General features: G+C 61.1%; 9 protein-coding genes. All 9 read left to right on the top strand.

Annotated features, from left to right (window positions below):
* Positions 1-250 (top strand): hypothetical protein (locus ACTHN9_RS19950; RefSeq protein WP_440538503.1); only part of this gene is annotated, 250 nt, incomplete at its 5' end.
* Complete coding sequence (locus tag ACTHN9_RS19945; RefSeq protein ID WP_440538502.1) at positions 247-1,482, top strand: DUF2515 family protein; 1,236 nt, start codon at positions 247-249, stop codon at positions 1,480-1,482. The genes ACTHN9_RS19950 and ACTHN9_RS19945, both read left to right, overlap by 4 nt.
* On the top strand, positions 1,475-2,419 hold the full coding sequence (locus tag ACTHN9_RS19940) for a hypothetical protein (protein ID WP_440538501.1): 945 nt from the start codon (positions 1,475-1,477) through the stop codon (positions 2,417-2,419). The genes ACTHN9_RS19945 and ACTHN9_RS19940 overlap by 8 nt, the downstream gene beginning before the upstream one ends.
* An 810-nt stretch (positions 2,420-3,229) precedes the next feature.
* Positions 3,230-4,309 carry a DUF2515 family protein gene (locus ACTHN9_RS19935; RefSeq protein WP_440538500.1) on the top strand — a complete coding sequence of 360 codons (1,080 nt, stop codon included), beginning with the start codon at positions 3,230-3,232 and terminating at the stop codon, positions 4,307-4,309.
* Between the two features lie 94 nt (positions 4,310-4,403).
* Positions 4,404-5,246, top strand: a complete 843-nt coding sequence (locus ACTHN9_RS19930; protein ID WP_440538499.1) for a hypothetical protein — start codon at positions 4,404-4,406, stop codon at positions 5,244-5,246.
* Positions 5,247-5,285: 39 nt separating this feature from the next.
* Entirely contained in the window at positions 5,286-5,561 is a 276-nt protein-coding gene (locus ACTHN9_RS19925; RefSeq protein ID WP_440538498.1) for a PAAR domain-containing protein, read from the top strand.
* Between the two features lie 2 nt (positions 5,562-5,563).
* Positions 5,564-6,727: a hypothetical protein gene (locus tag ACTHN9_RS19920; RefSeq protein ID WP_440538497.1), complete on the top strand. Its 1,164-nt coding sequence runs from the start codon at positions 5,564-5,566 to the stop codon at positions 6,725-6,727.
* Complete coding sequence (locus ACTHN9_RS19915; protein ID WP_440538496.1) at positions 6,724-10,290, top strand: ImcF-related family protein; 3,567 nt, start codon at positions 6,724-6,726, stop codon at positions 10,288-10,290. The genes ACTHN9_RS19920 and ACTHN9_RS19915 overlap by 4 nt, the downstream gene beginning before the upstream one ends.
* Positions 10,287-12,152, top strand: a complete 1,866-nt coding sequence (gene tssF / locus ACTHN9_RS19910; protein ID WP_440538495.1) for a type VI secretion system baseplate subunit TssF — start codon at positions 10,287-10,289, stop codon at positions 12,150-12,152. The genes ACTHN9_RS19915 and tssF overlap by 4 nt, the downstream gene beginning before the upstream one ends.
* Positions 12,153-12,196 lie beyond the last annotated feature (44 nt).

The following is a 12,196-nucleotide window of genomic DNA, read 5'->3' as shown; positions in this document are numbered from 1 at the left end:
GATGAAGACGGATCTGAAGGGGTTCGACAAATCCGAGGGCCCTTACAACGTTCAGTACAAGTTCAGCGATGAAGCGGGCGCTGCCGTGGACGGGCTACAGCACTTCTTTCAGATGCGGAGCGATTTTGTCCGGCAGGCGGCCGGCGTCGCCGGTACGACCGCCTCGGCGCTGAGCGTAAAGAGCGAGGGCACGCGGACCAACCTTCACTATTCCTCCATTCGGCGCAACCAGGAGTCCGATAACCGATGAGCACGACACGTTCCAAGCCGATAGCTTTTTTCGAAACCGATTTGCCGGTTGTGAAAGGACGGCAACTGGGCTTCGCGATGACAAGCAAGGAGCCCAATCACTGTGTGACTTGCATTGTGACGTGCGAGGACCAGTGGTCGATCATGCAGATGGAAGCGCTGGAGAAGATGGGGGAGGACGTGAAGGGGGAGATCGGCCTGATCTTCATCGAGGATGCTGTCAGGCGGGCCAAGCGGGCGGCCGGCAACTATGCGCAGCTCTTTCTCGATGACGAGGGCACCGACAAGGAGGGCCGCTTTTACTGGCCTGGGCTCGCTGCATTCGCGGCCAAGCAGGTCGCAGATGGATTGGTCATTGCGGACGGGATTATCGATGGAAAATCTCGCTCGGTGTTCGGAGCAGCGCGGTTCGCTGCGGCCGTGACCTATTACTACCTTGCGAAGGGAAACCTGTGGCTGTTCCTCGAAGTGGTGCCGTGGCATCTGTTTTATCGGCAGTACGGTGCGCGATCGTTCAACCATTGCGGCGAACGGCGAAACTTCGAGACCTATGACGCACCAGTGAAGGCCATGATCGAGCCGCTGCCGTGGGCGAAGGGACCGGATGAGGATTTAGTAAAACGGCTGCGTAAGAGAGCACTGCTGGGCAATTTCGATCATCCGATTTCGAGTCCGCCGCTGAAGGATGGGGCTGCGCTGGCGGAAATGAACAATTGCCGGATGACCGAACATCTTCGGCAAGCGTTCGAGTACATCGAGGAGTATGAGCAAACCGGCGACCTGCAGCATAAACAAGAGAGTGCATACAACGCGGCCTGGGCGTCGCTCCAGCACGAACAAGAGCAGCATCTACAGCGGATGGTCTACGACCATCCAGAATTTCGAAGCGCGCTGGGTAAGAACGATTGGGCTCGAGGTATTCCGGTGCTCGGTTGGCTACTCGGCGCGACCGACCCCACGCTGTTCTTCCACTCCGAACCCACGGTTGACGACGAAATCTATGAGCGTGATGTCGCACCCTATGGCATCACGCTCGAGGAGATCACCGCGCGAATGGAGGCGCACGAGGGGCCGCTCTATGACTCCTTGGAGCGTATGAAGTATGCCAAGCAGATTTTGGACAAATACCACAAGTTAATGACGGGGATAGTAGGTGTCGACGGAAAGCCCCCTCAGCGCGAATACATCGTCGAACAGATACGCGTGATTTCCGATCGGTGGCGATATGCGTGATGGCCTTGTCCGTCGGTGGCGCATCGTTGGGGGAGTTTTTCTGGCGGTGGCAATTGCTTTGTCACTGCGTTATTCGATTTCACATTCAAACACCATGAATCAATTGTTAAATATCACGATAGGCCAGCAGGGCGCAGACGTCGTCAAGCACTCGCCCGTGCCGATCAAGCAAAGCGGGGTAAGCGGACTGCGAATGTTCGATGTGGGCAAGCCGTTCAAGGAACTCGGTGCGACCGTCGTTCTAAAAGAAGAATATAGCGCCATCGCGTTTCCGCCGGTCGAACGTATGGCCTTTTACGAACAAGGTTCAACCGGAGAGGGCATTGACGAGATCGCGCTCGACCTTTGGCTCCCGCGGCTACCCAAGAGCCGCGCCGATACGAGGGCGTGGGAGGAATACGACGAGATGGTTTTCAAGCTCGTCCAGGACACCGTCGATCGAATCAACGCCGCGGGCTGGCAGCGCTGGATCAGGTTCAGTGTCCCGCGGCTGTCGGGCCGAGACACGATTGCCTTTGTGCCGGGCTATCGCAACCGTGGTTATTCGGCGAAATGGCAGCACATGTGGGGCATCGATCCGTCGTACCGGATGACGGAGGAAGACTGGGCGAATCTGAGCGAGCGCTGGCCGCACTGGTACTGGATCAAGCATGGCACGACGATCGAGTTGCGCTATGAAAAGGATGGTCGCGGTCCGGAGAAACCACCGCTTTTCGACACTTTGCGGGTGACCATCCGATCGGCTGGTACGACTTCCGGTTGGCTCTATGGTGCAACCAAAGGCGACTGGAAGACCTACAAACAATCGGAAATGGCGCGAAAGCTTGCCGCTCGCAAAGAAAGCGAAGCGGCAGCGAGAGCCGCAGGAGCGACGATTCTCGAAGACTACAAGGACTACCCCGTGGGCGGTGTAAGGCTTCCCGGAACCGATCGCTGAACGACAATGCAAAGGGGGGCGCGTGATCGCGGTTATGCGGCGGAATCGCAAGATATGTGGGGAATTGATCCGTCGTACCGGATGACGCGTGAGGACTGGGACAATCTGAGCGAGCGCTGGCCTAACTGGTATTAGATCAAGCATGGCGCGACGATCGACTTGCGCTACGAAAAGGACTACCGCAGTTCGAAGATGCCGCCACTTTTCGATACGTTGAGGCTGACTATCCGATCAGCCGACACAACTTCCGGTTGGATCTATGGCCCGACCAAAGGCGACTGGAAGACGTACGAACAATCGGAAATGGTGCGAATGCTCGCCGCTCGCAAGGAAATCGAAGCGGCAGCGAGAGCCGCTGGCGCCAAGATTCTCGAAGCCTACAAAGATGCGCGATAGGCGGCGTACGGCGTCCTGAAATCGAACAACAGGCTGCGCGCGACCCATCCTTCTCCTCGCCCCGCACTGATCGACCTGAAGGCGACATTCTCCGGTAGGGTCTGCTCGCCCGATCAAACTCGCCGGGCTCCGCATTTTGTCGCTTCCGTTCGTCTGAGTTTGCAGCTGTCCGCGCATTTTTTTTCCCAACCGCGGTTAAGGTCACACGGTCCTCAACCACTAGATTTTTTCTCGAGTCCGACCGACGGCGCCCACCATCTAATGAGCACGACACGTTCCAAGCCAATAGCTTTTTTTGAATCCGATTTGCCGGTTGTGAGAGGACGGCAACTGGGCTTCGCGATGACGAGCAAGGAGGCCAATACGTGCGTCACTTGCATTGTGACTTGCGAGGACCAGTGGTCGATCATGCAAATGAAGGCACTGGAAAAGATGGCGGAAGAGGTCGAGGGGGAGATCGGCCTGATCTTCGTAGAGAACGCCATACGGCGAGCAAAGCGTGCGGCGGGTAACTACGCGCAACTATTTTTGGACGACGAGGGCACTGACAAAGCCGGCCGTTTCTACTGGCCGGGACTGGCTGCATTCGCGGCCAAGCAGGTGGCCGATGGTTTGCGGATTGCGGACGGATTTATCGACGGCGAGTCGCGGTCCGTGTTCGGCGCCGGGCGGTTTGCGGCGGCCGTGACGTACTACTACCTTGCCAAGGGCAACCTGTGGTTGTTCCTCGAAGTGGTGCCGTGGCATCTGTTTTACCGGCAGTACGGAGCAAAGTCGTTTAACCATTGCTGCGAGCGGCGCAACTTCAAAACCTATGACGCGCCGGTCAAGGCAATGATCGAGCCGCTACCGTGGGCGACGGGGCCGAACGAGAATCTCATCAAAAAGCTGCGGAAGAGGGCACTGCTGGGCAATTTCGACCATCCGATTTCCAGTCCGCCGCTGAAGGATGGGGCAGCGCTGGCGGAGATCAACGATTGCCGGATGACCATACATCTTCGGAAAGCGTTTCAGCATATCCAGGCGTATGAGAACACCGATGATCTTAAGAAGAAGCAAGAGCGCGCGTACAAGGCGGCCTGGGCGTCCTTGCAGCACGAACAAGAGCTACACCTACAGCGAATGGTCTATGACCATCTGGAATTCCAAAGTGCGCTGGCTAAGAACGATTGGGCGCGAGGGATTCCGGGGCTCGGTTGGCTACTCGGCGCGACCGACCCCACGCTGTTCTTCCACTCCGAACCTGCGGTTGACGACGAAATCTATGAGCGCGATGTCGCACCCTATGGCATCACGCTCGAGGAGATGACTGCACGAATGGAGGCGGACGAAGGGCCGCTCTATGACTCTGTTGAACGGATGAAGTACGTCAAAAAGATTATAGACAAGTATCACCGGCTGATGACAGGGGTGGTCGGGGTCGAGGGAAAGCCGCCGCACCGCGAATACATGGTGGGGCAGATTCGTGTAATCGCAAGGGGGCGGGATGCGTAGCCGTGCCCCACAGCGGTGGTTCGTAGCCGTCAGTCTCCTTCTGGCAGTGACATTTGCCCTGTCGCTGCGCTATTCCCTTTCACATTCGAACACCATGAATCAAACGTTGAATCTCACGATCGGCCAACAGGGCGCCGAAGTCGTTAAGCATTCGCCGGTGCCGATCAAACGTAGCGGGATGAACGGACTGCGGATGTACGACGCGGGCAAACCGTTCAAGGACCTCGGCGCGACCGTCGTTCTGAAAGAAGACTATAGCGCCATTGCCTTCCCGCCCGTCGAGCATCTGGCCTTTTACGAAGAGGGTTCGATGGGGGGCGGGATCGACGAAATCGCGCTGGACCTTTTGCTCCCACGGCTACCTAAGAGCCGCACCGATACAAGGGCGTGGGCCGAATACGAAGACACGGCCTTTAAACTCGTCCAGAACACCATCGATCGGATCAACGCCGCAGGCTGGCAGCGCTGGATCTCTTTTAGCGATCCGCGGCTGTCGGGCCGAGACACGATTGACTTTGTGCCGGGCTATCGTAACCGGGCCTATACGGCGGAATGGCAGGACATGTGGGGAATTGATCCGTCGTACCGGATGACGCGTGAGGACTGGGACAATCTGAGCGAGCGCTGGCCGCACTGGTACTGGATCAAGCATGGGGCGACGATCGAGTTGCGCTATGAAAAGGACGACCGTGGTCCCGAGAAACCACCGCTTTTCGACACTTTGCGGGTGACCATCCGATCAGCCGACACAACTTCCGGTTGGCTCTATGGCCCAACCAAAGGCGACTGGAAGACCTACAAGCAATCGGAAATGGCGCGAAAGCTAGCCGCTCGCAAAGAAAGCGAAGCGGCGGCGAGAGCCGCTGGCGCCAAGATTCTCGAAGCCTACAAAGACTACCCGATAGGCGGGGTACGGCTTCCCGAAATCGAGCAATAACTTCCCTTCCGCAAACCCATAAACAAAGCAGGAACGACAATGTCAGCCTATCTCGGCGCGATCGTGCGCAAGAACGACAAAACGGACCACGGCGGCTACGTCATGACCGCCAGTTCCACGATGGAGTTCGACGGGCGCTGCGCAGCCCTCGTCGGCGATCTGGTGTCCTGCCCGATCGAAGGCCACGGCGTCAACCCGATCATCGAAGGGCACCCGACGATGTCGGAGAATGGCCGTGCCGTCGTCGTACATGAGTGCTGTGCGCAATGCGGCTGCCGTGTGCTCGCCTCAGATCCGTCCCTCACCGCGATTTAAAAATGGGTTGGCCTATCAACGTCGGCGAGACGATGCAGCCCGAGGCACGGCCCTCCTGGCAGCTTTGGGCGGTGCTCTTCGTGTGTCTGATCGGCGCAAGCGTGGCATGGGCCGTGTGGTCCTGGCCCTCGGGGAAATCCGTCGATGCGCGTTTCTGGCTGCGCGTCGCGACGCCGCTTCTCGTAGGGTGCGTGCTACTGGGGCTCTGGATCAATCGCTACGACCAGTCGGTTGCGGCATCGGTCGCCAACGAAGAAGCCACGGAGAACACGAGACTTCAATGGCAGCAGTGGGCGCAGCGCGCGCTACGCGTCGTGGCATGCGCAGCGATCACTCCCGAATGCGAACTCGTCGCCGCAATGACGTCCGTGCCGCCTACGGCTGCCGCGTCTCCCCACAAGGGGCGCACGTTTCACGGCTGGCCAGATGGCGACGAGATCGACCCGCTTCAGTGGGCACTCGAGCAGTTGGCGCGGCAACTCGATGAGATCCACCCTAACTGGTCCACACAGGTCCAGTCGATTCACGTCCAAGCCGACGCCGACGCGGCGCATATCGAGCGCGCTTGGCAAGATGCGCAGTCCGCACGGACACAGCGGCCATCGACCGCTAACGTTGTGCCGCTCGTCGCCGGCGACTGGAACGATATGTTCGACGAACCCAATGCTAGTCCTCGACTGTTCGTTGCCGTGCAAACGTGGCCATCCTCGAGAGAGCCCCGCGATTTCAGCGAACTGGCTGTCGCGCTGCTGGTTTCCGGAGATCACTACCCTAATCATTCGCCCGCGTCACTGGCACCCCGTATTGGCCGACCGATGGCGACCTCCACCGAAACGCTCGATGCCGATCTTGCAATGCTCTTCGATTACGCCGGGGCCGACCCCACGAACGTCGCTGGCATATGGCTCACAGGTATTTCGGCCGATGCCTCGGGAGCGATGTCGAACACGCGTTCGCTATCGGAGGCCGAGGCGGTTCCCTCGTATCCTGTCGATCACTATCTCGCGCGGGCGCACACAGCTCAATATTGGTTTGGCCTGGTTGCCGCAGCCGAAGCTTGCCGGCAAGGAAACGGCAATCCGCAACTTGCCATCGCGCATGCTGAAAACGAATTGACCGTTCATCTAATCGCGGCCTCTCAGACTAACGATCATCTCGCCGCATGAAAATTCTTCGATTCTGGGGCGCGATTCTGGCCGTTGTCGCGTCCGGATTGCTGGTCTGCCTATGGTTCTTGATAGATGGCGACCGCTTTGGGTTGACCAACGACGCGCAACGCCTGCGTGCATGCCTCGTCGTAGCAGCCGTATGCGTGCTGTCGCTGGTGGCAAAGGAAGCGTTCATGCCGATGTGGAGGAGACGGCAGAACAAGGAACAAGAGCGCCTTCGACCTCCGTCGGGCACCCAAACGCAGGTAGCGTCGAATGCGGATGCGGAACTGTCGTCGCTGTGCGAAGAACTGCGCACCGTTCATGGCGTGCGCTGGCGGTATCGCTTGCGCTGGCTCCTGGTAAGCGGCACTGACGACCGAATCGATCAGGTTGCTCCCGGGCTCCGGCAAGCGGGCGTCCTGCGCGTCGGTGAAACCGTGCTGTTGCACGCTGCGCCGGATGGCGTGGAGGCAGCAAAGTGGCTCGGCAAAATCCGGAAATTGCGCGGTCGCCGGCCGGTCGACGGAGTCGTGCATGTCGCTCGTGCGGACGATGCGAATTCGGATCTGCCCCGCATGCTGTCGGGGATCGCGACCGCGCTCGGGTGGGCGGCCCCCATCACATTTTTACATCCGGTGGAGGCGAACGGCAGCGCCGCGGAGGATTGGGACACGGTTGCGGCCTTTCTAAGGAACGATGCACGTGCAGGCAGCAAGGCAATCGGCAGGCTCCCCGAACTGTTGGACGAGCTTGAGTACCGAACAGCGGACACGGGCATGGGCCTGTTTTCCGCAGATCCGCGAGTGACCTGGCTTATCGAAATCTCCAAGTACGTGGGCGACTACCGCGACCGCATCGCCAAAGGCCTGCAGGCGTTGGTCGCATCAGGGTGGCTACGTGCCCCGCTGGCCGGCGTGATCTTCGCGCCCGTGTTTTCGGCGCGGCCCGATGCACAGATGCCGGTTGCCGATAGGCACGATTCGCTCGATGCGCCGTTCGACACGTTGTCACGCCGGGCGACGCGCCTTGCGCAGCCTGCCGCGCTGCCGCCTGTATGGCACGAGATCGCGACGAGGTCGCCTTCCTATCGGGGCCGCCGTGTCCGTCTACACTGGCCCGACGCGCTTGCTACGAGCATTGGCGCCGGATCCGTTCTCTGGTCGATCGCCTTGATCGTATCGGGTCTGGGAAATCGGGCGGTTGTCAGGGATGCCGAAGCAGCCGTCGCGACGGCGCTCGCCGCCGCGCCCGCGACACCCGAGGCCCTGCGTGCCCAGCTCGCCCTGCAACGGCAGATCGATACGCTCGAATACCGGGTTCGGCATGGGGTGCCGTGGCATCTGCGTGCGGGCCTGTCGCGCAACGACGAACTGCTCGATAGGTTGTGGCAGCCCTATAAGACCGTCGCCGTCCGCAACTTGCGTCAACCGATCGCGCATGTACTGGAAGCACAGCTCACCGAACTGTCGAAAGTTCGCGCCGACGAGCAGCAGAGCCAGGACGCTCGGCAACGTGCCTACAACCGCCTCAAGGTGTATCTCATGCTTGCCACGCCGGCGCGCACCGACGGGCCCTTTCTCAGCGCCCAACTGCTGGACGTCTGGCCCGCAGTCGCCGGCATGCGCACGGGGGAATGGCTGGATATTTCGCAGCAGCTAGCGCGCTTCTGGTCCGAGCACCTGCGCACGCACCCCGATTGGCGCATCGACGCGTCGACACCGATCGTCACACGCATGCGCTCGATGCTGGTCAACCAGATCGGCCTAGCGGCGAGCGACGATGTGCTGTATCGGCGAATACTCGACGAAGCGCGCGGCAAGTACGCGGATGTATCGCTTTCAACGTTGCTTGCCGGTACCGATGCGCATGGGCTCTTTGCCGCCACTCGGACCGTGCCGGGCATTTTTACCCGGCCCGCATGGGACGGCGTTGTCGACGAGGCAATCGAGGCTGCCGCGAAGGAACGACACGTGGAGGCAGACTGGGTACTCGTCGGCGACAAGCCAGCCGCCCAAGCGATCGCCGCTGCGACAAAAGCACCGCTCGACTCGGCGCGCGCCGCCCTCGATCCCAAGCTAAGGGCCGATACCCTTCGACAACGATTGCGCGAGCGCTATTTTGCAGACTACACGGCGGCCTGGACGGGCATGCTCAACAGCTTGCAGTGGGTCTCGGCGGCGAGCCTTTCCGGTGTCATCGACCAGCTGACGCGCATGACCGATGCGCAGACTTCGCCGCTCCTCGCGGTCATGAAGTCGGTTCAGTATCACGGCCAGGCGGGCCGGCCCTCGCAAGCGCTCGCCGATACGCTCGTGCGCAAGGCGCAGGGTCTGCTCGCGGGCAGCGACGGCGGCCAAACGCTGTCGCCGACGACTAGCCCGCTCGATCGCTCGTTCGGCCCGCTGCTTGCGCTGCTAGGCGATGCAGACGCAGCGGCGGCCAGCGGGAAAGCAAACATGGCTCAGTCGGCCGGCACCGCCGCCTTTAGCGGTGTCAGCCTCTCGCGAGTCTTGACCGCCGATACGACGGTGCGCCTGAAGCTGCAGCAGATTCAGGCGAGCCCTGACGCGCAGGCGATGGCACTCTCGCTCGCACAGGCGGTGTTCCAGGGCAAGCTGTCGGATCTTTCGCAGGCGCGAGACGACGCGGCGCTGACGGCCGCGAGCCTCGGTGCGCAATGGGCAGGCTTTGGACAGACGATGTTCGTGCAACCGCTCGACGCTGCGTGGCAAGCCGTACTGCAGCCCGCCGCCGCGAGCCTGAATGAGGCATGGCGTGCGGGCATGACGGCCACCTTCGCCTCGACATTCTCCGAGCGCTATCCGTTTTCGCCGACTAGCGCCGATGCCTCCTTTGCAGAATTTGGTCGCTTCGTACGGCCGGACACCGGGCTGATCGACCGATTTATCCAGACGGAGTTGTCCGGCGTACTTAAACGCCAGGGCGACCGTTGGATGCGCAGCGAACTCGCGCCGCAGTCGCTGCAGTTCGACCCGGCATTTCTCGACATGCTGCGGCTGATCGGTCCGTTAGGGGCTCGCCTTTATGCGCCCGGGGAGGCACGGTATCGCTTTGATGTCATGCCGCAACCGACGCCCGGCGTGACGCATACGACGTTGACGGTGGACCGACAGGCGGTCGAATACTTCAACCAGCGGGACGATTGGTCGGCTCTCGCCTGGCCGGGCAACGGTCTGGCCGGACACGCGTTACTGACTTGGCAGACGCAAAGCGCAGGACTGCGTATCGCGTTCGATGCAACGGGCGATTGGGCATTTCTTCGGCTGCTGGAGAAAGCGCAGGTGAAGCGGCTCGATGAATCGCGCTACGAATTGGTTTGGAATGCCGAGGCCGGTGGCGATGCCGCTCAGGGGATCAATGCCGTGATGACGCGCGCCCCGAGCGGCACAGCGGCGCCGCTGCGTTATGTGCTGCGTACGCAGGCGGGGCCAGGGCCATTGGAACTGCTCGAACTGCGTGGCTTCCGTATGCCCCAGCGCATCTTCTTAACAGGGCGTGCCGGTGCGACAGCCGAATTGCCCTCCCTCCCACCGTTACCACCTGAGATGGAACCATGACCGCCCCGTGGAAGCAGTCCCAGCTTGAACCCGACACTCCGTTCCTCCGATATTTCGATGAGGCGATGCGCTATCTGCACGCGACAAGCCGTGAATTCGCCGAGGCCCATCCCGATGCAGCGCGTCGCCTGGGCATGCTCGAGCGTGAGCCCGAGGAGGGGCCCGTCCGTGCGATCTATGAAGCCTTTGCGTTCCTGCAAGCGCAGTTGCGAAGCAAGCTCGACGACGGCTTGCCCGAAGTGACCGATCCGCTGATCGACAATTTATACGAACACGCGGGGCGACCGATCCCCTCGCTGTCGATCCTCGAATGCACGCCCCAGAGGGGCATCGGCACGGACTCGGGACACGTTCCGGCGGGTGCGGTTGTGCTGTCGGCGCCCGTCGGTACCGATGCCGTGCAATGTGTCTTTCGAACGACGCAGCCTGTCAAATTGCTACCGCTCTCGGTGGAAGACGCGCACGTCGCCGTACGTGCCGACGGGCGCACCGTCGTCAGCTTGACGTTCGGCCTTCGGCTCGACGGGCAGCGCGAGCGTCCGGACCTCTCGCGTATCCGCCTCTACCTAGATGGCGACCGGGCCGCGGCGGCGGCGCTGTATGTGGCGCTGACGCGTCAGGTCGCTGCAATCGATCTGCGTCTGCCGTCGGTCCGTGACGGCGAATTACAGCGGCTCCACGGCGTGAATTTCGAGGCAGCGGGTTTTGGTCCGTCCACGCGGTTGTGGCCCGTTGGAAATGCTCAACGTGACCGACAACTCGACCGCGAGCAGACGATGCTCGAGTATGCTGCGTTTCCTCAGAAGTTCCATTTCGTCGACCTCTGCGGGTTCGATGCCGCCGCGCTGCCGATCGGCGAAACGCAGATGACGTTCGAAGTCGAACTGAACGGGCGGATATCCGACGGTCGTCAGGTCGGCCGAAATAGCTTCCGTCTCTTCTGCACGCCGGTGATCAACCTCTTCGAGGTCGACGCGCCGCCGCTGCAGCCGGTCGATCGGTACGACCGCGAGCATCGAGTCCGCATGCCGCCGGCCCTCGACGAACATGCGGAGCCATACGATGTCCTCTCGGTCATCGCGGCCGATCCAGAAGGCAGCGCACGACATGCTTACCGGCCGTTCGCGGTCTTCCGCAATCACGCCTGGGAGCTGCGTTACGAAAAACCGGAGCGATATTTTTACGCGTCGACGCGATTCGGCGTCCGGGGGCGGGAACTGTGGATAAAGCTGGACGGCGAGCTCTGGGCGGAGCAACGCCGGGGCGTGGACGATGATGAAGTCCGCCGCGCTGATCCGGACCGCTATCTGACGGTTCGGGCGCTTGCCCACAATGGGCGCTTGCCGCGCATGGCGCTGGCCCAGGAGACGGTCACGGAAATGGGATCGGGCTTTACCGGTGTCGAATCGGTGCGCAACCTCACGGCCCCCACACAGCCGCTCTATCCACCTCGCTATTTTGCCGGCTATGACTGGCGTGTCCTAGGTCACTTTTCGGCGGGCACGGCGAACGAACTCAATCGGATCCATGCGGAAGGGGTCGAAGCCCTGCGCGAAACGCTCGAACTCTACGATTGGGCAGCGGACGACGCGATGTCACGGCGCATCGATGCGATTAAGGACTTGAAGCTCGGCGAGACGGAGGTGGTGCGGGGTGGCTGCGTCCAACGAGTCCTCTGGTTCCATGTCGAACTCGATGCAACCGGCTTCGATGGTCTAGGCGACGCGACATTGTTCGGTGACGTGCTCGATCGATTCGTAGGACGTTACGCGTGCGTGCACCATGACATCCAACTGGTCGTGACGATCGGCGGGGAAAAGACTGTCTATCCGCGCACCAAGTTCCAGGGCGCGCCGTTCTGACTTCCGATAAGGGCGTCCCCAGCCCGTCGTTATAGCCGAACCCG

Origin of the sequence: Trinickia sp. (assembly GCF_051953405.1) — a bacterium.
GTDB lineage: Bacteria > Pseudomonadota > Gammaproteobacteria > Burkholderiales > Burkholderiaceae > Trinickia.
The sequence above is the reverse complement of the archived record's forward strand: the minus strand, read 5'-3'. Positions and strand labels throughout refer to the sequence as shown.

Coding starts and splice junctions, on each gene's coding strand:
- ACTHN9_RS19945 (WP_440538502.1), top strand. CDS start 247: ATGAGCACGACACGTTCCAAGCCGATAGCTTTTTTCGAAACCGATTTG.
- ACTHN9_RS19940 (WP_440538501.1), top strand. CDS start 1,475: ATGCGTGATGGCCTTGTCCGTCGGTGGCGCATCGTTGGGGGAGTTTTT.
- ACTHN9_RS19935 (WP_440538500.1), top strand. CDS start 3,230: ATGAAGGCACTGGAAAAGATGGCGGAAGAGGTCGAGGGGGAGATCGGC.
- ACTHN9_RS19930 (WP_440538499.1), top strand. CDS start 4,404: ATGAATCAAACGTTGAATCTCACGATCGGCCAACAGGGCGCCGAAGTC.
- ACTHN9_RS19925 (WP_440538498.1), top strand. CDS start 5,286: ATGTCAGCCTATCTCGGCGCGATCGTGCGCAAGAACGACAAAACGGAC.
- ACTHN9_RS19920 (WP_440538497.1), top strand. CDS start 5,564: ATGGGTTGGCCTATCAACGTCGGCGAGACGATGCAGCCCGAGGCACGG.
- ACTHN9_RS19915 (WP_440538496.1), top strand. CDS start 6,724: ATGAAAATTCTTCGATTCTGGGGCGCGATTCTGGCCGTTGTCGCGTCC.
- tssF (WP_440538495.1), top strand. CDS start 10,287: ATGACCGCCCCGTGGAAGCAGTCCCAGCTTGAACCCGACACTCCGTTC.